A 25,329-nucleotide genomic window follows, 5' to 3' on the forward strand; every position below is an offset into this window, starting at 1 on the left:
AATGAAACAACAGTATCAGAAAGGTTTTTCTCTTATTGAATTGGTCATAGTTATAGTCATTCTTGGCTTACTGGCTGCGACCGCAATTCCACGTTTTTTAAATGTGACAGAAGATGCTGAAGACGCAAGTGTAGACGGTGTTGCTGGTGGTTTAGCCACAGCAGTCAGCTTTGTGCGCTCTCAGTGGGAGGTTGACGGCCGTAATAACAATAACGTAGTACTTGATGGTGCTCGTGTATATCTGGATACGCGTTTTGGCTTCCCGACAGGAACAAGTAGTAAATTAGCTACTGAGATGGACGCTTCTAGCTGTAGTGAAGTATTTAATACTGTGCTACAAAATGCACCACGTAATGTACTGGAAGGCGTTGATGCTCGCGGATCTCGTTACGCAGTTAGCGTTGACAACGGCGCAGGTGACCTTGTTATCGATCTTGATGGTAATGATGTTCCTAGTGTTGATTTATGTGTGTATCACTTAGTGGAATCTTTAACACTAAACGACTCAGGTATTCCGACACCAACTCCTGATACATCAGATGGTAAAGGTGTGACTTATAATCCAGGTAACGGTCAGGTGCAGAGTTTTATTAACTAAGCTCGCTTGATTTAATTTTAAACGTTATTTTCTAGATAACAGCTAAGTAACTGTATGTTATAGATATAGTGCTTGTACAAGAGAAAAGCTCGAGGTTTATATGCAAAAGCAAAATGGTTTTACCCTAATCGAATTAGTGGTTGTAATTATTATTCTAGGTATTTTGGCGGTAACAGCTGCGCCTAAGTTTATCAACCTACAAAGTGATGCACGTGCGTCAGCACTACAAGGTGTTAAAGGTGCCATTCAAGGCGCTAACGGTTTAGTTTTTGCCAAATCAGCTCTAGCTGGTAAAGAAAAGTCTTCTACTGCAACAGCTGTTGAGATTGGAACGGATAGTGCTGGTGACCCGGTCGAGGTTCAAACTATTTATGGCTATCTATTAGCTACAGAGACTGATTTTGAAAAAGCGATGGATGTTGATTTTGATACAGATCCAGACACTAAACCAGAGTGGGTAATTGAATTAGCATCACCTGCTGCAGGCCAGGTTACTATATATCAACTAGGTGCTCCAAGCGACGGTGCTACATGTAATGTTGTTTATACCCAAGCAAAAAGCACTTCCGAAATACCTACTTATGTTATTACTGAAACAGGTTGTTAATAGGACTTTTAATAATGCAAAAGCAAAATGGTTTTACGCTAATTGAATTAGTGGTTGTGATTATCATTCTAGGTATTTTGGCGGTAACTGCTGCGCCTAAGTTTATTAACTTACAAGGTGATGCGCGACTTTCAACTTTACAAGGCATGAAAGGTGCTATTCAGGGAGCTAACTCACTTTATTACTCTAAAGCAGCTATTGCCGGTAAAGAGAAGAATGCGGATGAGCTAATTGAAGGTGCTACTTTGAATTACGGTTATGTTCAGGCTGATGCAGCTGAATTAGCGAAAGCATTAGATATCACAGCAGCTGATTGGACTTTTACTCCAGTTACTGGTGGTGATGCTCCTGCTATTGATATTTCTCCAGCAGATGCTCCTACAGCGTGTAAGTTTACTTACACAGAAGCTGAAGATGCATCGACACCGCCTAAATATAGTGCGATGCCTACAGCAGATAAGTGCTAGTTTTAGCTTGATGTAAAAGGCCTGCCTAGCAGGCCTTTTTTGTATCTAACGTATTAATAGCGGCTTTATTTGCCATACTTATTAAATTGTTAGACACTAACTCTATGAGTTAGCTCTCAATCCTTTTAGTTTGATTTACTTTAATCGAAGTCTAAACACCGCAGTACTGTTCAGGACGAATAATGCACAGAACGCCGCGACAAGCAGGTTTTACCTTAGTTGAACTTGTTACCACTATTATCCTTATTGCCATTCTTGCTGTGGTGGTGATCCCGCGACTGTTAACTACCTCGAGTTACAGTGCATTTACCTTGCGTGATGAGTTTATTAGTGAACTGCGTAAAGTGCAGATTATGGCGATGAATAACCAAGATCGTTGCTATCGTTTGTCAGTCACTGAAACCGACTACCAACTTATTCGTTTTAATGGCGCCTGCAGCGGCAGCCCTGCTCGAACAGATGCCCCTCAAGCTTTTCAAGGTGGTGCAAGTCTCTCTCTTTTCAATGGTGGTGCTACTAGCTTTAATATTGAGTTTAATCGTCAAGGAGTGCCAATAGTCAATGGCTCGCGCTGTAACGGCACCTGTATAAATGTGCTTGCTGATGAAACTCTATTTTTAGCGATAGAGTCTGAGGGATACATTCATGAAGGCTAGAGCGCATTTATTAAAAAGTATAAAGCTACAACAAGCCTTTACTTTAGTTGAGCTTGTTGTTGGCATGGTGGTGATTAGTATTGCCTTTGTGCTGCTAAGTACCATGTTATTCCCTCAAGCAGAACGTGCGGCTGATACTTTACATCGAGTGCGCTCTGCAGAGCTTGCCCATTCCATTTTGAATGAGATCTGGGGTAAGCGATATGATCAAAATACCAATGCCAATGGAGGCGTGCCGGCATGCGGTACAGCAGCTAAGCCTGCACTTGGTTTGCCTGCGGGGCTTGACTGTACAGCTTCAGCTAACTTAGGCCCAGATGCTGGTGAGAATCGCAGTGATTATAATGATGTTGATGATTATGCTGGGCTTAATATCAACAGTCAGATGCTGAATAGCGCTGATACCTATGCCGAACGCTATAAGAACTACTCATTATCTGTTTCAGTGCAGTACGATAACTTGCCAAGCTTAAATACAAAACTGGTGACTATTGATGTGACCACACCTAGCGGTGAAGTGATGACGTTCAATGCGATCAGGAGTAACTATTAATGCCTGTATCGATAACTTCAGCTTCTAGCTTGCAGCTACGAAAAATAAAACAGCTAAAGGCTAAAGGTTTCACCTTGGTTGAGTTGGTCACGGTTATCATTATTCTTGGGGTGTTAGTCCTAGGCGTGAGTAGTTTTCTTATCTTTGGTACGCGCATTTTTGTCGATGCAACCTCGGTCGATCAGGTGATGAGTCAAAGCCGCTTTGCGATAGAACGAATGACCCGTGATATTCGTAATGCAGTGCCTAATAGCATTCGGGTTAGTAATGGTACACGCACTAATGGTTCAGCATGGCAGTGTATTGAAATGATGCCAATTCAGGCGAGTGCATCCTATATTGAATTGCCAATCATGCCAGCTGCTAAGTCAAGAGAAGCTAGAGTGATGCCTTCACGAGCTACGGCATCTTCGTTAACTGCAGGGCAGTTTTTTTTGGTATACCCATTGAGCCCTGCTGATGTTTATACCTCTACAGCTATCAGTAAAACCGACGGTAAGTTATTTCGCATTGATGCAGTTTCTGCCAATTCGACCAATGACTTAACTGTTAATTTTGGTCGTCAGGTTCGTTTTGATACAGCCTCACCAAGGCAGCGATATTTCGCCGTCCAAGATGCAGTTAGTTATTGCTTTGAGCAGGTTAGCGCTGAAAGTAGTCTGCTTAACCGTTATAGCGGTTATGGTTTTAATAACCCTACGGATCAACCGTCGCCAGATAAGATGGGTGACGGAGTATTAATGGCTGAAAATATTGTTAACACTATCGGTAACAATAGCCCTATGGCCTACACCCCGGGAACCTTAAAAAATAATGCAATGGTGCATCTGAATCCATTATTTGATGTTCAAGGCCAGAGCTTTCAATACCATCATCAAGTGCAGGTGATTAATGTTCCTTAAACTACAAAGAAAACCAAGTAGGAATAACTTCACTAGGCAACGTGGTAGCGCCCTAGTTATTGGTGTATTCATTATCACTGTGATGTTCTTGTTAGCGGCGACCTTAATAAATGTACTTAATGATGCAGACCAACAGATCAGTGTTGAGGTATGGGGAACTCGTGCCTTAGCTGCTGCCAATAGTGGGGCAGATCGAAGTTTAGCGACATTATTCCCTGTAGATGGTAGTTCGGGGAGTTGCAACGCACAAACGACTTGGAATATTGGCAGCGATACGGGACTTGTGGGCTTTCATAGTTGCCAAGTCATAATGACTTGCTCTGAAGTCGCTACTACTTACCTTACTAATAATGTTACTCAATATTTAATATCCAGTTCGGCCACATGTAGCAGTGGTGATTGTGACTCTGGTGGAACTAGTGATACGAGTTGTATTCGAGTGAGCCGACAGGTAGAGGTAGAAGCTCGTGATTAAATACCGTGGAGTAAAAATAGCGCTTAGTGTGTTATTTATTAATCTATTAGTTCAGCCAGTGCTCGCGTCTAATTGGAGTAACGTTTTCCAGGAAGGGATAAATGTTCATAATAAAAATGGCAAGATAGAATTTGACCACGGTGCCCACCTTGAAAATGCCCCTGTGGATGGAAAGTTGCCTGCTAAATCTGTGGAAGATGAGCAAGGGAGATCATGTTGGCCACAATCTCCTTATCCCAGAATTGAATGCGTTGCTTCTGGTCGTGCAGCTGATACACCAGCTGACAGAATAGGATTTGAGCAATGTAAATCACATAGTAATAATGATATTAGTACTGATTATAACAATAGAGAAATAGACCTTGTTAGTGACGAGTATGGGCACATTCACTTAAATGGGGGCAGCTCCCGTAAAATTCGTTTCGTTACTAATAATGGTGTTTATAAAATAAAGCACTTGAAGGCAACAAGCGGTAATTTAGAGTTTGCTCCAGGACAATATTGGATAGAAGAACTTGAGATAAATAACGGTGTTAATGTTATTTATCCACCTTTAGGGGCGGGTACTGTAAGCCTATTTGTAAAAAAAGCATACGAACACAAAAATAGGAGCTTATCGCAATCCGCGGAGCAGTTGTTAATGTACCACTATGGTGACTTTACTCTAAATGGTGCAACGTATTTAAGAGGTTTTGTTTTTTCAGAAAAGGATATTGAACTAGACGGTTCTTCTTCAGTTGAAGGAGCCGTATCTGCTAAGAACAAAGTTGAGTTAGATGGTAATAGTCGCGTTATATTTAAAAATACCGCAGGTAATTTAAATGTAACTCCTAACTGTGAATTAGGACCTGAGCCTAATCCTGCTGTCCCAGCACAGTGTCCAGCTGGGCAAGATAATGTCCAAGGATTAACCTACAGAACTTACGATACTAGGGACTGGTATAGCGATAATTATAGCCCTGCAAACGACAGCGAATTTATGACGCTTGTTGATGATTTCAAAAAGACCATCTATCAGATTGGAGAGTCAATTGAAGATAATTTAAACCAGAAGGGCAATGGCATTAATCCTCACTCGAATCTAGCTAGGGATCAAGATTTATACTTAGGTATTTTTGAAGGATATATAGAAGCTCCTGTAACAGGTGAGTATACCTTTGCTATTGACGGCGATGATGCAATTGAGTTGTTGATTGATGGTGAAGTTATCACTGGTTTTTATGGGACTCACGCAACTTGTAATTGCACCCGTTATCAAGGGACTGTATCGCTCGAAGAAGGTGCTCACCGAATAGAGCTTAGATTTCATGAAGCATTTGGTTATGAAGCATTTAAGTTGTACTGGAAAACACCTAATACAAATAGTTTTGCCATAGTACCGCCCCAACAGTTACTCACCTGTCCTTCACCACAATTTGAATTTGGTCGGGCGGAACTCAGTAATGATGGAATCGCAAATATCAGCTTTAATAATAGCTATGCCGAGCCTCCTGTCATTGTTGTTATGCCAACGATTGATGGTAGTAGTCCAAATAATGACAAACCATCAACTCTTCGAGTTGATAATTTAACTAAGAGCACTGCCAAAATTAAGCAGGTAAATGCGAATGGTAACTCGGTATTGAACAAAAAGATGACCCGTGTTGATTATTTTGTCATGGAACCTGGTTATCGTTTTTTGAAAAAGGGATCTGCATTGCAGGCGGGAGCAGTCTCTACCGCTTGGTATCAAGGTAAACGCTTACCTAGTGCGGGGCGTGGCTATGAAACTGTAGACTTTGAACATGAGTTTGGCAGTAAGCCTGCAATGATAGGTCAATCACTAACCAATAAAAATCGTCGTTTTTTTACAACTGTGATTAACAATGTTGATTCAGATGGTGATGATTTTGATATTGCAATCGAAGGTTCGGAGATTAGTGGAACGATTCTTCATGAAGAGAGCTTAGGCTATGTTGCAGGTATAGGTAGAGGTACTTTAAATAATGGCGGTGATAGTGTTCTTTATGAATTTTCTACAGCACTAAATCATGGTGCAGGTAATAGCACTCGCACTCTAAATCAGCAGTGTGCATTTTCCAATAACTATGCTCAAACATATGACTCACAACCAATTACTATTGCGACCAAAAACCAACGTAAAGGCGGTGATGGTGGTTGGGTACGTAGGTGCCTAAAAGACAGCTTCAATAACACGGTCAGTTTTGTTTTAGATGAAGACACTGCACTCGATAACGAGCGAACTCATTTAGCTGAAAGTATCGGTTATTTTGCTTTTGAATATGCATCAGAGCCACCTCCGGTTAATCACTATCGCATCAGTTTTGACTCGGGAGCACTAAGCTGCGCTGCAAAACCGGTGACAGTGCAAGCCTGCGCAAATGATAACTGTAGCGCTTTATTGCCAGATCCGGCTTTTATCACCCTAACTAAAAACGGCAGCAATTATACCAGTGCGACTTTTAACGGTAGCACCAGTCTTGATGTATGGCATCCGCAAGGAGGTTTAGTCACATTGGGCTTGGGTAATACTACGCCTAGTGGTGAATATCGCTGTTATATTGATGGTAGTTTAGTGGCCAATAGTCAATGTCAGCTCAATTTTGAAGATAGTGGCATCTACTTTGACATTGATGATTCAACCTCCTGTAAAAACTCGACTAACTTTGAGCTGTTTGCTGTGAAAAAGGATCAAAATAGTCAACAGTGTGTACCGCTATTTGCTAATCAAACTAAACCACTTGCTATGGCATTTAATTACATAACGCCTAATGCCAGTGGCATAACCAATGCTGAAAAGCTAACGGTTAATAGCCTGAACTCACCACAGGCAAGTGTAGAGATCAGTGGTGGAGAAACTGAGCAGTTGCAAGTGCGTTTTGATACGAATGGTAAAGCCTTACTGAATGTGAATTACCCTGAGGCTGGTCGAGTAGAGCTTGAAGCAACGCTAACTGAAGAAATTGAATCTCCAGATGGCTCAACTAGTGAAACCTTAGTACTTACTCATAGTGAGCAGTTTGTGGCTAAGCCTGACGGCTTTCACTTCTTCAATCCATCGGGCAATAATGGCTGTACAGGAGCAAGTTGTACTAAGTTTGCTATGGCGGGTGATGATTTTGCTTTGAGCGTAAAAGCGGTTTGTGGTGTTGACGATGCAAGGCCATTTAAAGATCGCCCAGCGCTTGGAAATTTCCGTTTTACAGACTTGAGTATTAAGCCAGAATTATTAGCGCCATTAAAGGTTAACGGTGATGCTGATGACGGTGGCTTAGGTAGTATTGACCAAAGTCAGCTTAGTTTTACTAAAGCTAACAGTGCGCCATTTACCATGAATAACCAGACTTATTCTGAAGTTGGCGCTATCAGTTTTGCACTTGATGGTGATGTTAACTATCTAGGCACAACCATTGCCGAGGCGAACTCAAGCAGTGATATCTTTGGGCGCTTTACGCCGTACTTCCTATCTATTGAGGCTAATTCACCAGCGCTTCAAGCTCAATGTAATAGCTTTACCTATATGGATCAGCCTTTTGGGTTCCAATCAGGAATGGAGCCAACCATAAAAGTCAAAGGGATGAACAAAGTCGGCGCTGAGACTCGTAACTACCAAATTGGTGATTGGTGGCATTATCACGGTAATCAGTGGACGAATCGCAGTTATAACGACACCTCTGGTGCAACCTCTGTGAATGGTGCGGCGCTTGCTGTACAAGATGTTTCACCACTTTCAGAGCAAGTCGATTATTATCCAACTGACTCAACTAACACTATTCAGCGAGCTTATTTGAGTGGTAGTCAACTTAGTTACCCGCGCACAGAATCTTTAGCTGTGCCTTTTAATGGTAAGTTTGATTTAGAGCTAAATAAGGATGATGTGACCGATAGCGATGGCATTTGTTATCGAGATCCTGCATCTCTGGCCAGTGGCTGTATCGGATTCACCTTTAAAGATATTGGTGAGTCAAGTTCTACCGGTGGCGCCTTTGCTTTACGCTATGGTCGTATGCTGCTTGAAAATGCTTATGGTCCATCGTCTGAAGAGCTTCGACTTACAGTGAATACCCAGTTTGTAAATAGCGGCGGCGCTTGGGAAGTTAACTCCGCTGATGAGTGTTCCGTTTTTAATACAACAAGTGCTGCTGAGTCGGCCGATATAGGTTTGAACCTTAAACCTGATGCAGGGCTAGAAGATGTTGAAGGTTTCACCCAAATAGGCGGAACTGGAAAGTCAGGGACAATCTATTTAGGCAATAGCTTTATCTATTTCCCTGCACCTAATGTTGACGGTGAAGTTGGCCTACAACAACATGTTGATAAATGGCTGCAGTGGTATTGGGCTTTTGATTCAGCCAGCGGTTTACAAGATCCTCGAGCAACAGCTTACTTTGGTACTTATCGGGGTCACGACAGGATAATTTATTGGCGAGAAGTTAACTAAATGTCAGTAATGAAGGGTAAGACAAGATATTGGCTTGCCCTTTGCTATAGATATCTCAATATATCGCAAAAAAACACCGTTTCATTAGCAATTGTTAACCTCTCTGGTCTTGTGGATTTTAAGAAGCATGATAAAGTTACCTGATTTCTTTTTTCTACGATTCCACATAGACAGGCTGGTTACATGTTCAAGAAGCTACGCGGCATTTTTTCTAATGATCTTTCGATCGATTTGGGTACAGCAAATACGCTAATTTACGTCCGTGAAGAAGGCATTGTACTAAACGAACCATCAGTGGTTGCTATTCGTGGAGAGCGAAGTGGTTCTGGCCAAAAGTCGGTAGCGGCTGTTGGTACTGAAGCAAAGCAAATGCTTGGTCGTACACCAGGTAACATTCAAGCTATTCGTCCAATGAAAGATGGCGTTATTGCTGACTTTTATGTGACAGAAAAAATGCTACAGCATTTCATCAAGCAAGTTCACAACAACAGCGTATTCCGTCCTAGCCCACGCGTATTAGTGTGTGTGCCAGTTGGCGCAACACAAGTAGAGCGCCGCGCAATCCGTGAATCGGCAATGGGTGCTGGTGCACGTGAAGTGTATTTGATTGAAGAGCCAATGGCAGCAGCAATCGGTGCTGGTCTTCCAGTATCAGAAGCAACCGGCTCTATGGTTGTTGATATCGGTGGTGGTACAACTGAAGTTGCCATCATTTCACTAAACGGTGTGGTTTACTCTTCGTCAGTACGCATCGGTGGTGACAAGTTTGATGATGCCATCATCAATTATGTACGTCGTAACTACGGTAGCCTGATTGGTGAAGCAACGGCTGAGCGTATTAAGCACACAATCGGTACTGCATACCCAGGTGATGAAGTATTAGAGATTGAAGTTCGCGGTCGTAACCTTGCTGAAGGTGTACCACGTAGCTTTACGCTTAATAGCAATGAAATTTTAGAAGCACTGCAAGAGCCGCTTTCAGGTATTGTGAGTGCAGTTATGGTTGCACTAGAGCAATCACCTCCAGAGCTAGCATCAGATATTTCTGAGCGCGGTATGGTATTGACTGGTGGTGGTGCACTTATTCGCGACCTAGATAGACTACTAATGCAAGAAACTGGCATTCCAGTGATGATCGCTGATGATCCGTTAACTTGTGTTGCTCGTGGTGGTGGTAGAGCTTTAGAGATGATCGATATGCATGGCGGCGACCTGTTCTCTGAAGAAAACTAATCACGGTTAAAAAGGGCGGTTTTCAACCGCCCTAGTTTGTTATGAAGCCTATTTTTGCTCGCGGAATATCCAACCAATTTAGACTAACACTGGCTGTTATTATGTCAGTGATTTTGCTTGTCGCTAATGACAGGCTTGAGCCTGTGCGTAACTCTCTTTCTTCGCTATTGAGCCCGTTACAATACGTGGCTAATATCCCCGGCGCACTGTTGGATCTTTCTGCTGAAAGTCTTGCTACGCGCAATATGCTTGCTAAACAAAATAAAGAATTGCTACGCCACCAATTACTGATGAGTGAACGCTTACAGCGTTTCGAGCATCTACGCCAAGAAAACGATCGCCTGCGGGGGCTACTTGGCTCACCTGTGCATATGGATGCTAAAAAGGTGGTTGCTGAGGTGATGGAAGTTGCGAGCGATCCTTTCCGTCAATACGTGGTGCTTAACCATGGTTCGCGCAGTGGCGTGTTTGTTGGTCAGCCAGTGGTAGATGCTCAAGGCGTCGTTGGCCAAGTGGTGCAAGTGAGTGAGCTAACCAGCAGAGTGCTTTTGTTGTCTGATACCACGCACGGTATCCCTGTGCGTATTACCCGCAATGATGTGCGTTTGCTTGCTGTCGGTACTGGCGTGCTTGATGAGCTTGAGCTAAGGCATGTTGCTAAGAGTACCGATGTTCGCGTCGGTGATTTATTGGTGTCATCGGGTCTTGGTAAGCGTTTTCCTGAGGGGTACCCAGTTGCTCGAGTGATGAGCGTGGAAAAAGATGACGGCAAGAGTTACGCAACCGTAGTTGCTCAACCTTTAGCTGCATTAGATAGAATTCGTTATTTATTATTACTTTGGCCTGACATCGAATCTGATGGCGCTGAACTCACACCGCCAGCAGGTGTCGAAGAAGCTATAAAAGCGAGTCAAGAGAGCGTGCAATGAGTATACATGTGGCAAATGGCCGCTGGGTAGTTTGGCTCAGCCTGTTGGTGGCAATGTTATTTCAGATCATGCCACTGCCTGATCTTGTTGAAGCTTGGCGTCCAGACTGGTTATTACTGGTTATCATGTACTGGGCAATGGCTTTGCCCCATAGATACAATATTTTAACCGCGTGGGTACTGGGCGTAATGCTCGATATCTTGCTCGGAGCAACCTTAGGCATTCGTGCCTTTGCAATGTCAGTAGTGGTGTATGTTGTGGTGCTGCACTTTCAGCGTTTACGTAACTTTCCTATGTGGCAGCAAGCACTTGTAGTTGCCATGCAGGTAGCGCTGTATAACTTAGTTGTGTTCTGGGTGCAGTTTGTTGCTGACAGCGCTGTATTTGATATCAGCCTGTTTTACCCAGCTGTTTCAAGCTTAATTATGTGGCCGTGGATCTTCTGGATCTTGCGCCGTGTAAGACGTTTATACAAGGTTCGTTAACCTAACAAGGTGTGTCTACTTGTAGCGTAATGCTAAGCAGTATTGCGCTAACAACAAGTGGAGTGGATCAAAGCTTATTAAGAAGGTAATTGATTATGAAGTTAGTCCTTGCTTCGGGATCTCCTCGTCGTAAAGAGCTGTTAGGCCAGTTAGGATTCTTAAAAGCTGACAATAACACGTCTTTTGAGTTTGATATTCTCGCCGCTGATATTGACGAAAGTCATCATGCGGGTGAGTCAGCAACAGACTTTGTTGTGCGCTTAGCTAAAGAGAAAGCATTAGCGGGTTTAGCGCTGTATGGTCATGATAAGCAAGCAGTAGTATTAGGTTCTGACACCATAGTTGTGCAAGGCGAGACTATTTTAGGCAAGCCGACAGATGAAGCGAATGCTGCTGAAATCTTGGCAAGCTTGTCTGGAAAACGTCACCAAGTTATGACGGCGGTTGCACTTACTGATGGTACTAAAACCGTTAGTCGATTAGTCACTACTCAAGTGCAATTTTGTGGCTTAACTGAGGCGGATATTCTCGCTTATATCGCCACAGGCGAGCCGATGGATAAAGCCGGAGCCTATGGTATTCAAGGCTTAGGTGGAAATTTTGTTGAAGCTATCGACGGCAGTTATTCCGCGGTAGTGGGGTTACCTTTGGTAGAAACCCGCGCGTTATTGTGTGAGATGCAAGTTTTATAGCCATAACAAGTAGTAATAAACAGGCAGTATTCGCCGCGCTATAAAGTCATTCATTGCAAACGATATCAAAGGCTAAAGCCTTACTCTTTAGCCTTTGATCTTTAATCTGACCACAATTTACGCCAAATCCTTTTTAAATTAGCTATTTCCCTAAGTGGGGTGAGTTGTGAGTAGAAGTCGATTCGCGCAAAGCAGAGTGCAGAAAAAAATAGGCTCTGAACTCTTAATCAATGTAACACCTACCGAAGCACGTGTAGCCTTAGTTGAGCATGGTGTGTTGCAAGAAGTCCACATTGAGCGACGCATGAAGCGTGGCTTAGTCGGCAATATTTATAAAGGCAAAGTGAGCCGTGTACTGCCGGGTATGCAGGCCGCTTTTGTTGATATCGGGCTAGATAAAGCCGCTTTTTTGCATGCATCAGATATTGTGCCGCATACCGAATGCGTTGCCGATGTAGAAAAAGGCAACTTTGTTGTGCGTGATATTGCTCAGCTGGTTAGGCAAGGGCAGGATATTATGGTGCAAGTGGTTAAAGATCCACTTGGTACTAAGGGCGCACGCTTAACCACAGATATTACCTTACCTTCCCGCTACCTTGTTTTCATGCCAGGCTCTAGTCACGTTGGTGTTTCTCAGCGTATTGAGTCAGAAGCTATTCGTGCACGCCTGAAGAAAATTACTCAGCCATTTGTAGATGACGACGGCGGCTTTATTATCCGCACCGCGGCAGAAAGTGCCGGTGAAGACGAGCTTATTCAAGATGCAGGCTTTTTAAGACGGGTTTGGGCCAAAGTGAGTGAGCGCCGCAAACGTCGTGGCGTGTCATTGTTATATCAAGATCTAGCGCTGCCAGTACGTATTGTGCGTGATTTTGTTGGTACTGAGCTAGATCAGATCCAAGTCGATTCAGCGCAAACTTATGAAGAGTTACAGCAGTTTGCGCAAGAATTTATGCCAGAGATCGCGGATAAGCTTGAGCATTACAACGGCCCGATCCCGATTTTTGATTTGTATGATGTTGAAAATGAAGTGCAACGTGCATTAGGGCGTAAAGTCGAGCTGAAGTCAGGCGGCTATTTGATCATAGATCAAACTGAAGCCATGACTACCGTCGACATCAATACCGGCGCGTTTGTGGGTCATCGTAACCTCGAAGAAACCATTTTTAACACCAACCTTGAGGCAACTCATGCTATCGCTCGCCAGTTACGTCTGCGTAATTTGGGCGGCATCATCATTATCGACTTTATTGATATGCTCAATAATGATCATAAAAAGCGTGTGCTTGCTAGTTTAGAAAGCGCCTTAGCCAACGATCGCGTTAAAACCAATATCAGCGGTTTCTCTGGTCTTGGGCTGGTGGAGATGACGCGTAAGCGTACTCGCGAAAGCTTAGAGCATGTACTTTGTGGGGAGTGCCCAGCTTGCCAAGGCACAGGCAATTTAAAAACGGTTGAAACGGTATCTTACGAGATCTTTAGAGAGATCATTCGCTTGAATCGTGGTTACGATGCCGATGAGTTTTTAGTTTATTGTGCTCCAGCAGTGTTTAACAGCCTCAAAGGTGATGAGAGTCATTTGCTTGGTGAGCTTGAAGTTTATATTGGTAAGCGAGTTCGCCTACAAAGCGAGCCTATGTATGCACAAAACAAATTTGATGTGGTGATAATGTAGTGCCACCAGAGACATGCGCGCCTAAAAAGCGCTCCTTTAGCTTCCCTCGATTTTGCTGGCAATTCCTTGCCATCATTTTAGTGCTATTTGCACTTATGGTAAGTCTGTTTCGAGGGCTGTTACCACAACTTGATCAAGTTCGAGTCGAGCTGATCAATTATGTGGAATCGGAATACCAAGTAGAAGTTCAGGTAGGTAAACTTGCGGCCGAATGGCAGGCTTATGGTCCGGCATTGACGGTAAAAAACTTTGTATTACCTGCACAAGACAACTTACCCGTGACGCTGATCTTCAATCAGGTCAACGTAAAATTCGATTTTTGGCAAAGCATAGTGACTGCCAGCCCACAAATTGAAGATGTGATTTTTGATGGCGTGAATGTGGCGTTAGATCTCGATCATTTAAAATCACTAAAGCCGCGGGAATCCTCAACTGCGATGCAAACCGATTGGTTGTATAAGCTGCTATTAGAGCAACTTGATCGCTTCTCGATCACCGATGCACGCTTTCAACTGCTTAGCCAACAGCATGCTTATCGACCAATCTTTATTAAAGATATGAAGTGGCGTAACGCCAATAACCGTCACCGCGGTGAAGGTAAGTTATTCTTAGATGAAAATGCCTCTGAGGTGGAGCAATTAGCACTAAATGTTGACTTAAAAGGTAGCGGTTATCGACCAGAGTCTTTGGTGGGGCAATTCTACTTAGCTGCGAGTTCGCTCGATATTGGCGAATGGGCTTCACGACAACCTAACCCATACGATGCAACTAAGCGCCTACCTTTAGAAGGCGTAGTTAACTTGCAGGCTTGGGCGGAGTTTTCTAACCGTAATATCGACACTGTTACCGTCGCATTTGAGCCAAGCTGGCTTGAGTGGCATTTAAATAAACAGCCTCAACGTTTTACTATCGAATCCGGTGCAGCCCTGTGGCGACCAGCTGAGCAAGGCTGGGCACTTAATAGCCATAATCTGCATTTTTCAACCAATGGTAAAGCGTGGCCAGAACTAGAGCTAATAGCACGTAAATGTGAGTCTGGTGTCGACGCAAGCTTAAATCAGTTAGATTTGAGTATGTTATTACCCTTGCTGCCATTAGTTCCGGGCGTTGAGCCAGAAGGGCTGAGAACTTGGCAGTCGTTAAATCCAACGGGCAAAGTCAAAAATATTCGCGCGCACTGGGATAATTTACTTAGCCAGCCAAAAGTTGCTTTAACCCTTGAGCAAGTCAGCTGGCAGGCCAGTGATGCTATTTTAGGTGTTGCGCCAATTGACGCCAAAGTTAGTCTTGTAGATGACGCTGTGCAGTTTGCTTTACCTCAGCAGAATTATACGCTCGATTTTAACGGTGGCTTTGAAGCACCGATTAAGCTTGCTGGTGACAGCTTTAGCGGTGAGTTTAACATTGCCGATCTCGCGTTATCTCTACCTAAGATCCATTTTAATAATCAGGATTTGGACATAGATGGCGCGGTGCGTTTAGAGTTTGCTGATTCCGTCCATATGGCCTTACTTGCCAATGTTAACATTCACAATGTAGCCAATGTGCATCAGTATTTTCCGCTAAACGGCATGAGCAGCGAGCTTGTGAGTTACTTAACGCAAGCGTTAAAAGCGGGTAAAACTGATGACGCTGTTGTGCTGTGGCATGGCGCTTTTAATGATTACCCTTACGCTAGTCATAATGGCTTATTTCAGGCAGGCTTTACCCTTAGCGATGCGACCTATGAGTTTGAAGAAAGCTGGCCGGCAGTAGATCAATTAAACCTGTCTGCACTGTTTGAAAATAACTCAATGGATCTGTGGATCAATCAAGGCCAATTACTAGATGTAAACGCTAGTGGAGCTTACATTGGTATTCCAGCGCTTGGGGAGAAGAGCTTACTGCAAGTAAAACTCGACCTTGCAACCAAAGCTGAGGCCGCCAATGACGTGATCCAAAAGTCACCACTGGTTGATTCAGTTGGTGCAACGCTAGATGTAGTGCAAATCTCTGGTGATATTACAGGTCAGATTGATTTGAGCATTCCGCTGTATGATGGTGAGAGTGAAGTCATTAAAGGTACGGTGACTTTTGATGACACGCCTGTTTATATCACTGAGCCGGGTATCGCGCTTACTGGTGTAACAGGTCAATTGCAGTTTGTGAATGATGTGGTCACGGGCACAGGTTTTACTGCAAAAATGTATCAACAGCCCTTACAGTTTAGCTTTCACACCGAAAGCATGAATCAAAACTACGGCGTTAATGTTGAGCTAGACGGCCAATGGCAGCTAGCAGACTTGCCAGCAGAATTAGCTAATCCACTTAGCGATTATTATACCGGTCAGGCTGATTGGAGCGGTGACTTAAGGCTGATTTTCGATCCTATTGGTTATCGTATTCAAGCGCGAGTCGAGAGTGACTTAATTGGCACAGAGTTAAACTTGCCGGTTCCTTTTGCTAAAAGCCAAGATGAATCCAAGCGCTTAGTCGCTGAGATGATAGGGGATAATAAACAGGCCTCGCTCGGCATTAAGTTGGATAATCAGCTAGAGTTTTGGGGCGGTTTTGACGCCGAGTCAGGTAATCGTCTAGCCCATTACGACATTTTACTCGGTCGGTTATTTAAGCCGGGCGATATGCTGCGTAAAACTAAAGGTCATTTGCAAATTGATATCGACGAAACCGAGTTTTCACCTTGGCTGCCGATCATTGAAGGTTTTGTGAGTCAAACTGGTGCAAAAGAAGTTGATCAGGCTGCAAACGAGGCTGTTATCGCTGAATCATTAGGCTTCTTCCCAGCTTTAGTTTCTATTGATGCCAACTTCAACGGGCTTAACCTTATGGGGCAACCATTAGAGGATGTCCATTTTACTGCTAACCCTACGGATCACGCGTGGCGCTTTGATATTACATCACAAGAATTTGATGGTCGTATCGACTTTTATCCTGACTGGGTCAATCAAGGCTTGAAGATTGTTGCTTCAAAGTTCCATATGGCGCCTGAGCCGCGCACCGAAGAAACTGCTCACTATAAATCAGACACCATAATGGCAAACTTACCGCCATTGGCCGTAGATGTTGATGATTTTGCTTTATATGGCAAGTCGTTAGGACACCTAGTTTTGCAAGGTACGCCAAACGGAGATACTTATCAGATCCAGACTGTATCAATAACCGCGCCTAATGTTGAATTAAAAGGTAAGGGTGACTGGGACATGACAGAGGGCAAAAACATCACCTCGTTCCAGCTAAGTCTTGATGCTAGTAAGTTTGATTACCTGTCTGAAAAACTGGGTATTGACCCTGGTCTTAAAGATGCGCCTACAGAAGTGAAAGCGGATATTTCATGGACAGGTGCGCCGTATGCATTTTCACTTGAAACTCTTAATGGTGATGTGAGCTTTGATTTAGGCAAAGGCCATTTGTCAGAAGTCAGTGACAAAGGTGCGCGAATTTTCTCGCTATTCAGCTTAGATTCACTGCTGCGTAAGCTGTCGTTAGATTTCTCTGATGTGTTTGGTAAAGGTCTCTATTTTGATTCTTTTGCTGGCTCACTGAAAATTGATAATGGTGTGGTTAAAACAACTGATACAGAGATGAATGCAGTCGCCGGTAATATGAAGGTGCGTGGATATACAGATTTAACCACCGAGAGCTTAAATTACGATATTCGCTTTGTGCCGCAATTGGCATCGAGCGTACCAACCGTAGTGCTATTGAGTACAGGTGGTTGGACGTTTGGCCTTGGCGCTTTTGCGTTAACTAAGGTGCTTGAGCCTGTGATTGAAGTTATTTCAGAGATCCGCTTTAGGTTAACAGGCACTATGTCTGAACCAAAACTGGAAGAGCTAGAGCGGAAGAGTAAAGAGATTGAGATCCCTGAATCGGTATTGCCAAAAACACTACCGAGCAAAGACGGTCAACCTGTAGGTAATACGCCTGCTGATAAGGCGAGTAAACTTGAATCACACGAAGTACAAGCAAATACAGCCGCAAAGCCTCTAGCTAGCAATACACAATCTACAAATACTCAATCTACTAATACTCAAGCGGTTGAGCTCAATGCTGTAACACAGCCAAATACCACTTTTACTGAGGTGACTCACAAGCCTAAAGTGGCTGAACTCGCTCCCGAGTCTGCGGCTGTTAATGATCTAGAGCCACAAATAGAGTCACAGGCAAAACCAGATACAGCGCCTGCGTTGGATAATTCCCAAGCGCAGCCACAAGTATTGCCAACTTCATCACTTGAAGATAATCGCCAACAAGGAGAGTTAGATGCAAGTCAGCCTATTGCAATGTCAAAGCAGTCGCAGCGTAGCCGACAACCTAGCGTTTATCGAGTCGCAGCTTAAGCAATTAGAGCGCAGTGAAGATGTGCCACATATGGTGGTGCTACCTGAGTGCTGTTTGCTGTTCGGTGGTCAAGAAAGTCAGCAGTTGCAGTATGCTACTCGCGAAGAAGATAGCAAGCTAAAGCAAGCGCTTGCTAAGTTAGCAGCTAAATATCAACTGCTGCTAGTAGCCGGTAGTATTCCGATTTTGGCTGAAGATGGCCGAGTATATAACCGCTGTTACGTATTTGACCTTGATGGTAGCGTATTAGGCCAATACGACAAGCTACACCTATTTGATGTTGAGGTGAGTGATGGCACTAAACAATATCGAGAAAGTGACGCATTTTGCCCAGGCGATCGTATCGTTGTAGTGGATACACCTTTAGGGAAACTCGGCTTAGCGATTTGCTATGATATCCGTTTTAGCGATCTGTTTCGGGCGCTGCGCGAAGCTGGTGCCGAGATGATAGCGGTACCTGCAGCATTTACTAAAGTTACCGGAGAGGCGCATTGGCAAGTGCTACTGCAAGCCCGTGCAATTGAAACCCAATGTTTTGTGTTTGGCGCAGCACAATGGGGGCTGCACAACGGTGGAAGCCGTGAAACTTGGGGCCAAAGTATGATTGTTAGTCCTTGGGGAGAAGTGATTGCACAGAAGCCTCAAGGTACAGGTTGGCTACAAGCCGAAATCGATGTACAAAACGTACATAGTATTCGTGCCAAAATGCCAGTAATAAACCACAACAGATTTGTATCGCCACAGCTTAAGTCGTGATTAACTGCGAGTAGCGCTTGTACAGTAAAGCTGTGAGAATTTAATCACGACAGCGATGAACCCAATTTAAGCGAGCTGAGTCAGTTAGCTACAAAGCTACTCGGCTTTGCCAATAATTTTATCGAATTAATAAAAGAGAGAATAGATGTCACTTTTAACTCAAGTTGGACAAAGCTTATTACAAGATGGGCTAGCAATAGATGATTTACAAAGCTATTTAAAGCGTATCCACGAGCATCAAATTGACTTCTCCGATCTATATTTTCAAGGCAGTCGTCATGAATCTTGGGTGCTAGAAGATGGCATAGTTAAAGATGGTAGTTTTCATATCGAACGTGGTGTGGGCGTGCGCGCTATTACGGGTGAGAAAACGGGTTTTGCTTATGCTGATGAAATTACGCCAAGCGCACTAGAAGCGGCAGCAACAGCAGCGCGCGGCATTGCGACCTCTGGCGGAAATGCACAAGTTAATGCATGGGCAAAGCAAGACCACAAGGCACTTTACATCAGCAGCGATCCAATTGCTGCCATGGAAGAAGTGAAAAAGATAGAACTGCTCAAGCAGGCCGATGCTTATATTCGTAGCCTAGATAGCCGTATTATTCAGGTGGTTGTAAGCTTGTCTGGTGTACATGAAGAGATTTTAGTTGCCGCAAGCGATGGCACCTTAGCTGCCGATATTCGTCCGCTAGTGCGCTTTAACTGTAGCGTCATTTTAGAAGAAGACGGCAAGCGTGAGCGCGGCGCATCAGGTGGCGGTGGTCGTCATGATTACAGCGTACTACTTGAAGATGGCGACGATGGCTTACCATACTGCTTTGCCTTTGCACGTGAAGCGGTGCGCCAAGCACAAGTTAACTTGCACGCTATTGATGCTCCTGCGGGTGAAATGCCTGTGGTTCTTGGTGCAGGCTGGCCGGGCGTACTGCTGCACGAAGCAGTTGGTCACGGACTTGAAGGTGATTTTAACCGTAAAGGCAGCAGCGCTTTCAGTGGTAAAGTCGGCCAGAAAGTGGCGTCTGAATTAGTTACTGTTGTTGACGATGGCACCATGGCAAATCGCCGCGGTTCATTAACCATTGACGATGAAGGTGTGGCAACGCAAAAGACAGTGCTGATTGAAGACGGTATTTTGAAGGGTTACATGCAAGATAAGCTAAATGCTCGTTTGATGGGCCAGCAATCTACAGGTAATGGACGCCGTGAATCTTACGCGCATTTACCAATGCCACGTATGACCAATACCTATATGCAAGCAGGTGAATCAGATCCAGCTGAGATCATTAAGTCAGTGAAGAAGGGGATCTATGCACCTAACTTTGGTGGTGGTCAGGTAGACATTACCTCGGGTAAGTTTGTGTTCTCGGCTTCTGAAGCATATTTAATTGAAGACGGTGAAATTACCCAAGCGATTAAAGGTGCAACCTTAATTGGTAATGGTCCGGAGTCAATGAGCCAGATCTCTATGGTCGGTAACGATCTAGCGTTAGATAAAGGTGTTGGCGTGTGTGGTAAAGATGGCCAAAGTGTCCCTGTTGGTGTTGGTCAGCCAACGCTGAAGTTAGATAAATTAACCGTTGGTGGTACCGCTTAATTGCTGACAGCCTAATGACTAACAGCTTAAATGCTCGGTTTACTTATTAGTACTTTTTAGCAAACCCGCTCAAATTTTATATTGAGCGCTGTAAAGCAAAAAAATTAATATAGTCTAGGATTTAGCGATAGGAGTTTCGTCTAAATCCTAGCTTGCTATTTATAGCAGTGATAGTATTTACCAATGGAATTAGAGTAAAAGCTCTAGAGGTGCTGATGAAACGTTTGCTGTGTGCGATTTTACTGACTTTGCCGATAACGGCTCAAGCTAAACCAATGACCTTTGATGAGGCTTGGCAGCAGCTGACTAAAGTCAGCGATAAACTGCAAGCGGGGGCGCAAGAAGTTAACCGCGCAGAAGCTGAACGCGAAGCCGGTGAAGATATGAATCTACCGTCGATTAATTTGACCGGTAGTTATACTCGCTTAGAAAAGCCGATTGAACTCGATCTCCGCGATCTTAACCCCCTTGCTGCAATTGATCCTGCAACGCTGCCGCCAGCTCTAGGTGGCGCTTTAGCCGGGATCCCTGGAAGCTTATTTGTTACCCCATTCACCGAACAAGATATTTTCCGCTCTAGTCTGCAAGCTATGTGGCCCATCTACACCGGCGGTAAAATTTCAGCTGCTCAAGGGATCCACGAAGCTCAGGTTGCCGAAAAAGAGCAGCAATTAAAGCTTACTAGTCGCGAGTTATTTTTGCAGCTGGTGGATCGCTACTACGCAGTAGCTGTGACTGATTCTCTAGCGCGCACTCAAGCCGAACTAGTTGATTCATTGACCTTACATGCATCTCACGCTGAAAAACTAGAGCAACAAGGTCAAATTGCTAAAGTCGAGCGACTTAATGCACAGGTAGCGCTGGAAAATGCACGAGTTAGTTATGGTAGTGCAAAGCGTCAATCTGAAATGGCGATGATTGCACTATCGCGCATGTTGCACGAGAGACAAGTGGATACTACTTCGCCGCTGTTTATGTTGCATAACTCGCCATCACTGCCGCAACTAGCGCAATTAACTATGGCGCAGCATCCTGCTTTAAAGCTGTTAGAAGCTAAAGAAGCACAGGCTAAAGGGTTAGTAGATGTAGAGAAGGGCAGCTATCTGCCAACGGTATTTCTTTACGGTAATTACACCTTGTATGAAGACGATAGTCTGTTTTCTCAAATCGAACCTGACTGGATGTTAGGAGTTGGCTTTACCATGCCATTACTTAGTCGAGACGGTCGCAGTGGCAAAGTTGAGGCGGCACAAAGTGCTTTGCTGCAAGCACGCTATACCAAGGCGCAAACTCAGCAAGACTTAAACTTATTACTCGATCAAAGCTACCGCCAAATGTTGCAAGCACAAGAAGAAGTGTTATCACTCAATACTTCTATGAGCTTAGCTCAAGAGAATAAGCGCTTAAGAGATATCGCTTTTAAACAAGGCTTATCGACATCAATTGAGAAAGTTGATGCTGAGCTTAAGCTTAACGCAGTAGCGACTCAGCAATTAGGCGCGCAATACCGCTATATACAAGCATACGCAAGACTGATGGCAATAAGCGGTCAGCTAGATGAATTTATAGGTAGAAGCATTCAGCAAGGGGATACTAATGCGCACTAACCGTATTTTAGCCATTTTGGCGTTAATCGTATTAATTGGTGCACTAGTATATGGATTAATCCTTGCTTACACCCCCAAGCCACAGCTACTGCAAGGGCAAATTGAAGCGCGTGAATATAACGTGTCATCTAAGGTGCCTGGCCGTGTTGAAGAAGTGTTGGTTAGACGCGGTGATAAAGTCACTGAAGGCGACTTGCTATACGCTATTTACAGCCCAGAGTTAAAAGCGAAATTGATGCAAGCTGAGGGTGGCCGAGATGCGGCACTCGCCATGCAACAAGAAGCTGATAATGGTGCGCGTAAGCAACAAATTGCAGCATCTAAAGAACAATGGCTCAAGGCGCAAGCGGCAGCAAAATTAGCGCGTACTACTTTTGATCGCGTTGAAGTGCTGTTTAATGAAGGCGTGCTGGCTAGACAAAAACGCGACGAAGCCTTTACTCAGTGGCAAGCGGCTAAATATACCGAACAAGCAGCATTAGCCATGTATCAAATGGCAGATGAAGGTGCGCGAGTAGAAACCAAAGCTGCGGCAGCGGGTAATGCGCGTATGGCAGAAGGTGCGGTTAATGAAGTCACCGCAATTTTGGCAGACAGTCAAATGCGCTCACCTAAAACGGGTGAGATCAGTGAAGTGTTATTACAAGCTGGCGAGCTAGCACCAAGTGGTTTCCCTGTGGTGAGTTTGATTGATATGAGCGATGCGTGGGCTGTGTTCCAAGTACGTGAAGATCAGCTTAAACAGTTTAAGCAAGGTGATGTGTTAAAGCTAACAATCCCAGCGCTGGATCAGCAAGTTGAGTTTACTGTTAGCCATATTTCCGTGATGGGCGACTTTGCGACTTGGCGTGCGACTGAGAGCGGCCATGACTTTGATATGCGTACTTTCCAGGTTGAGTTACGTCCCAATAAGCCTATTGCCGATCTACGAGTAGGTATGTCGGTGCTATTCACCCTTTAAGGCAAGAGAGGCAGGCAGTGATAAAGGCGCTAAAGCGAGAGTTTACCGCTCTGCAACACGACCCTTGGCAGTTAGCATTGGTTAGCTATATTCCGCTAATAAGCATTATTGCTCTTTGGTTGCTTTTTAGTGCGGGATTGCCCAGACAGCTCCCTGTAGCAGTAGTTGACTTGGATAATAGCCAAATCAGCCGCGCATTAGCACGGCAACTGCAAGCCAATCCAGTGACTAAGCCGATTAGCTACACAGGGCTACCAAGTGCAGAGGCGGCGATGAAGCAAGGTGAAGTCTATGCATTGCTAGTGCTGCCTTATGGTCTTAAGCGCGATTTACTGACCTCAAAAACACCAACAATCGATATTCGCTATAACAGCCAGTTTTTACTGGTAGGTAAGCTATTGTCGAGCCAGTTACAAGCGAGCATGGCTGATGGCTTAAAACCCTTAGGTGAGCTTAAGTTGCTTGCTGCTGGTGTGCCTATGGAGCGCGTTGCAGTTAACTTAAGCCCAGTTAGCAGTCAAACAACCGCGTTGTTTAACCGCAACAATAATTATGTCGGCTTTTTAGTACCGCCAGTATTAATTGCCTTGTTGCAGCTGGTGGCCATGATGGTATTTGCCAATAGCCTTAATCGTGAACTGCGCTGGAATACCACTAAGCAATGGTATGAGTTAGGTGTCGGCAAAGTGATAGCAGCAAAAATAGCTTTCTATACGCCGCTAGTCTTGCTGCATGGTGGCTTTATTTTAGCGCTAATTTACCTGTATTTAGGCTTGCCTATCGCTGGCAGTATTGCCGTGCTGTTAATTGCTCAAACATTGATGTTGCTTGCGGTATGGCTGATTGTATTGACGATTTTCTTCGTGCTAAAAGACAGTGCGCGAGTGATAAGTTTTTGCACCGCAATGTTTGCCCCAGCTTTTGCATTTATGGGAGTAACATTTCCCACCCATGAAATGCCAGAGCTTGCCCAATGGTGGCGAGTGATAATGCCAACGAGTCACTATATTGAAACCCATATTGCCGTGGTGAGCTACGGCCAAAGTTTAATTGCGAGCTTGCCGCAAATGCTTAGTTATTGGGGCTTCTTACTATTGCTTATTCCTATCGTTATTTTTGCTAAGAAGGGCTTTGATGAGCCAGAATTAGAGGCTTTATCCGCTGCTTCAAAGTCAGCAGCTTTGGTAGAGGAGCAATAGCATGAGCCTGTTACAACTGATTTGGACCGAGCTTAAAGCTATTCTCGCAGATAAAACTATCGTTATTACCGTATTTGGCGGCGTGCTGTTTTACTCGATTTTGTATCCACTGCCGTATTTGCATCAAGTACCGACTGAGCAGCAACTTGTGGTTATTGATCATGATAGATCGTCGCTGAGTCGTCAGTTAGTGCGCCATGCTGATGCCAGCCCAAAAATAGCAGTGATTGCCGAACTAGGCTCTATTGATGAAGCAAAGCGCTGGATTGAAACCGGCCGTGCGCACGGTTTGTTAGTGATCCCTGCTAACTTCAGACGCGACTTGCTGTTAGGTAAAGGCGTGACCTTAAGTTATGGCGGCGATGCCAGTTACTTTTTAATTTACTCGGCAGTGGCGGAAGGGCTGATTTCTGCCGGACTCGATGCGGGTAAAAATATTCAACGTTTAGGCATGTTAGCCCAAGGTGATAATGCTAAAGCCGTAGAGCAAAGCCTTAATGTCGTTAAGCTTAATAGCATACCTGCGTTTAATCCAAGTTTAGGCTATACACCGTATATTGTGCCGGGACTATTTTTACTTATATTGCATCAAACCTTGTTGATTGGCACAGGTATTTTAGGTGCAAGTCAGTGGAGTCAACGAGGCTATTGGCAGCAAGTGACTCCACTCAAACTTGTTTGTGGGCGTATCGCTGCGTTTATGTTGATTTACAGCCTACTAAGCAGCTACTACGTCGGATATTGTTACTATTGGTATGACGTTAGCTTACAGGCAAGTATCGGCCGAGTGGCTTTGCTGATGTTACCATTTTTACTGGCTACAACTGCGGCTGGAGTTGCATTTAGCAGCTTGTTTACCCGCCGAGACTTACCTACCCAAGTGTTATTGCTGATCTCTATGCCGATTTTGTTTGTGTCGGGTTTTGTGTGGCCTACAGCGTTAATTCCTGAGCCTGTGGTGGCGGTTTCGCAAATCGTACCAGCGGTTCCAGGCATTATGGCTATGTTAGAGTTAAATCAAATGGGTGCATCGTGGCAAAGCATTATGCCGCAGTGGCTACAATTATGGGCCATGGTAGTTATATTCTTTGCTTTGGCTTATTGGGGCGTATCTAAGCGTTTAAAAGCCATTGTATAGACGCTTTATTTAATAACCCT

The 25,329-nt window shown here is 44.3% G+C and carries 20 protein-coding genes; all 20 read left to right on the forward strand.

Annotated features, from left to right (window positions below):
- Position 1: 1 nt before the first annotated feature.
- The 20 genes from L2740_RS12255 (at position 2) to L2740_RS12350 (ending at position 25,309) form a co-directional block, all read left to right on the forward strand.
- A complete protein-coding gene (locus L2740_RS12255; protein WP_248950482.1) occupies positions 2-598 on the forward strand; it encodes a type II secretion system protein in 597 nt (198 codons plus the stop codon).
- A 100-nt stretch (positions 599-698) separates the two neighbouring features.
- Entirely contained in the window at positions 699-1,205 is a 507-nt protein-coding gene (locus L2740_RS12260; RefSeq protein ID WP_248950483.1) for a type II secretion system protein, read from the forward strand.
- A gap of 14 nt (positions 1,206-1,219) precedes the next feature.
- On the forward strand, positions 1,220-1,672 hold the full coding sequence (locus L2740_RS12265) for a prepilin-type N-terminal cleavage/methylation domain-containing protein (RefSeq protein ID WP_248950484.1): 453 nt from the start codon (positions 1,220-1,222) through the stop codon (positions 1,670-1,672).
- A gap of 182 nt (positions 1,673-1,854) precedes the next feature.
- On the forward strand, positions 1,855-2,328 hold the full coding sequence (locus L2740_RS12270) for a pilus assembly FimT family protein (RefSeq protein ID WP_248950485.1): 474 nt from the start codon (positions 1,855-1,857) through the stop codon (positions 2,326-2,328).
- The gene (locus L2740_RS12275; protein ID WP_248950486.1) at positions 2,318-2,881 is read left to right on the forward strand and encodes a type IV pilus modification PilV family protein; all 564 of its coding nucleotides are present in this window, start codon (positions 2,318-2,320) and stop codon (positions 2,879-2,881) included. Before L2740_RS12270 ends, L2740_RS12275 begins: the two co-directional genes overlap by 11 nt.
- Positions 2,881-3,783 (forward strand): PilW family protein, encoded by a 903-nt coding sequence (locus L2740_RS12280; protein WP_248950487.1) that lies wholly within the window; start codon positions 2,881-2,883, stop codon positions 3,781-3,783. Before L2740_RS12275 ends, L2740_RS12280 begins: the two co-directional genes overlap by 1 nt.
- Positions 3,773-4,258, forward strand: a complete 486-nt coding sequence (locus tag L2740_RS12285) for an MSHA biogenesis protein MshP (RefSeq protein ID WP_248950488.1) — start codon at positions 3,773-3,775, stop codon at positions 4,256-4,258. The genes L2740_RS12280 and L2740_RS12285 overlap by 11 nt, the downstream gene beginning before the upstream one ends.
- Complete coding sequence (locus L2740_RS12290; protein WP_248950489.1) at positions 4,251-8,699, forward strand: DUF6701 domain-containing protein; 4,449 nt, start codon at positions 4,251-4,253, stop codon at positions 8,697-8,699. Before L2740_RS12285 ends, L2740_RS12290 begins: the two co-directional genes overlap by 8 nt.
- Positions 8,700-8,882: 183 nt before the next feature.
- Positions 8,883-9,932 (forward strand): rod shape-determining protein, encoded by a 1,050-nt coding sequence (locus L2740_RS12295; RefSeq protein ID WP_012278897.1) that lies wholly within the window; start codon positions 8,883-8,885, stop codon positions 9,930-9,932.
- 41 nt (positions 9,933-9,973) lie between these two features.
- Positions 9,974-10,861, forward strand: coding sequence for a rod shape-determining protein MreC (gene mreC, locus L2740_RS12300; protein WP_248950490.1), 888 nt, complete (start codon positions 9,974-9,976; stop codon positions 10,859-10,861).
- On the forward strand, positions 10,858-11,346 hold the full coding sequence (gene mreD, locus L2740_RS12305; protein ID WP_248471109.1) for a rod shape-determining protein MreD: 489 nt from the start codon (positions 10,858-10,860) through the stop codon (positions 11,344-11,346). Before mreC ends, mreD begins: the two co-directional genes overlap by 4 nt.
- 95 nt (positions 11,347-11,441) lie before the next feature.
- Entirely contained in the window at positions 11,442-12,038 is a 597-nt protein-coding gene (locus tag L2740_RS12310; protein WP_275974211.1) for a Maf family protein, read from the forward strand.
- A gap of 208 nt (positions 12,039-12,246) precedes the next feature.
- A complete protein-coding gene (gene rng, locus L2740_RS12315; RefSeq protein WP_420833532.1) occupies positions 12,247-13,713 on the forward strand; it encodes a ribonuclease G in 1,467 nt (488 codons plus the stop codon).
- Positions 13,713-18,053 (forward strand): YhdP family protein, encoded by a 4,341-nt coding sequence (locus L2740_RS12320; protein ID WP_248950491.1) that lies wholly within the window; start codon positions 13,713-13,715, stop codon positions 18,051-18,053. The genes rng and L2740_RS12320 overlap by 1 nt, the downstream gene beginning before the upstream one ends.
- Positions 17,977-18,810, forward strand: a complete 834-nt coding sequence (locus L2740_RS12325; RefSeq protein ID WP_248950492.1) for a carbon-nitrogen hydrolase family protein — start codon at positions 17,977-17,979, stop codon at positions 18,808-18,810. Before L2740_RS12320 ends, L2740_RS12325 begins: the two co-directional genes overlap by 77 nt.
- A 145-nt stretch (positions 18,811-18,955) precedes the next feature.
- A complete protein-coding gene (tldD, locus tag L2740_RS12330) occupies positions 18,956-20,404 on the forward strand; it encodes a metalloprotease TldD (RefSeq protein WP_248950493.1) in 1,449 nt (482 codons plus the stop codon).
- Between the two features lie 215 nt (positions 20,405-20,619).
- On the forward strand, positions 20,620-22,011 hold the full coding sequence (locus tag L2740_RS12335) for a TolC family protein (RefSeq protein ID WP_248950494.1): 1,392 nt from the start codon (positions 20,620-20,622) through the stop codon (positions 22,009-22,011).
- The gene (locus tag L2740_RS12340) at positions 22,001-22,972 is read left to right on the forward strand and encodes an HlyD family secretion protein (RefSeq protein ID WP_248950495.1); all 972 of its coding nucleotides are present in this window, start codon (positions 22,001-22,003) and stop codon (positions 22,970-22,972) included. The genes L2740_RS12335 and L2740_RS12340 overlap by 11 nt, the downstream gene beginning before the upstream one ends.
- 17 nt (positions 22,973-22,989) lie before the next feature.
- Positions 22,990-24,171 (forward strand): ABC transporter permease, encoded by a 1,182-nt coding sequence (locus L2740_RS12345; protein WP_248950496.1) that lies wholly within the window; start codon positions 22,990-22,992, stop codon positions 24,169-24,171.
- A 1-nt stretch (position 24,172) separates the two neighbouring features.
- Positions 24,173-25,309, forward strand: a complete 1,137-nt coding sequence (locus L2740_RS12350; RefSeq protein ID WP_248950497.1) for an ABC transporter permease — start codon at positions 24,173-24,175, stop codon at positions 25,307-25,309.
- Positions 25,310-25,329: the final 20 nt, after the last annotated feature.

The sequence above is a fragment of the Shewanella pneumatophori genome (assembly GCF_023283895.1).
Lineage (GTDB): Bacteria > Pseudomonadota > Gammaproteobacteria > Enterobacterales > Shewanellaceae > Shewanella > Shewanella pneumatophori.

Bases quoted from the DNA above. Each gene is read 5' to 3' on its own strand.
- L2740_RS12310 (WP_275974211.1), top strand. From the start codon at position 11,442: ATGAAGTTAGTCCTTGCTTCGGGATCTCCTCGTCGTAAAGAGCTGTTA.
- L2740_RS12335 (WP_248950494.1), top strand. From the start codon at position 20,620: ATGAAACGTTTGCTGTGTGCGATTTTACTGACTTTGCCGATAACGGCT.
- L2740_RS12255 (WP_248950482.1), top strand. From the start codon at position 2: ATGAAACAACAGTATCAGAAAGGTTTTTCTCTTATTGAATTGGTCATA.
- L2740_RS12260 (WP_248950483.1), top strand. From the start codon at position 699: ATGCAAAAGCAAAATGGTTTTACCCTAATCGAATTAGTGGTTGTAATT.
- L2740_RS12265 (WP_248950484.1), top strand. From the start codon at position 1,220: ATGCAAAAGCAAAATGGTTTTACGCTAATTGAATTAGTGGTTGTGATT.
- mreC (WP_248950490.1), top strand. From the start codon at position 9,974: ATGAAGCCTATTTTTGCTCGCGGAATATCCAACCAATTTAGACTAACA.
- tldD (WP_248950493.1), top strand. From the start codon at position 18,956: ATGTCACTTTTAACTCAAGTTGGACAAAGCTTATTACAAGATGGGCTA.
- L2740_RS12270 (WP_248950485.1), top strand. From the start codon at position 1,855: ATGCACAGAACGCCGCGACAAGCAGGTTTTACCTTAGTTGAACTTGTT.
- L2740_RS12340 (WP_248950495.1), top strand. From the start codon at position 22,001: ATGCGCACTAACCGTATTTTAGCCATTTTGGCGTTAATCGTATTAATT.
- L2740_RS12275 (WP_248950486.1), top strand. From the start codon at position 2,318: ATGAAGGCTAGAGCGCATTTATTAAAAAGTATAAAGCTACAACAAGCC.
- L2740_RS12350 (WP_248950497.1), top strand. From the start codon at position 24,173: ATGAGCCTGTTACAACTGATTTGGACCGAGCTTAAAGCTATTCTCGCA.
- L2740_RS12325 (WP_248950492.1), top strand. From the start codon at position 17,977: ATGCAAGTCAGCCTATTGCAATGTCAAAGCAGTCGCAGCGTAGCCGAC.
- L2740_RS12280 (WP_248950487.1), top strand. From the start codon at position 2,881: ATGCCTGTATCGATAACTTCAGCTTCTAGCTTGCAGCTACGAAAAATA.
- L2740_RS12285 (WP_248950488.1), top strand. From the start codon at position 3,773: ATGTTCCTTAAACTACAAAGAAAACCAAGTAGGAATAACTTCACTAGG.
- L2740_RS12295 (WP_012278897.1), top strand. From the start codon at position 8,883: ATGTTCAAGAAGCTACGCGGCATTTTTTCTAATGATCTTTCGATCGAT.
- mreD (WP_248471109.1), top strand. From the start codon at position 10,858: ATGAGTATACATGTGGCAAATGGCCGCTGGGTAGTTTGGCTCAGCCTG.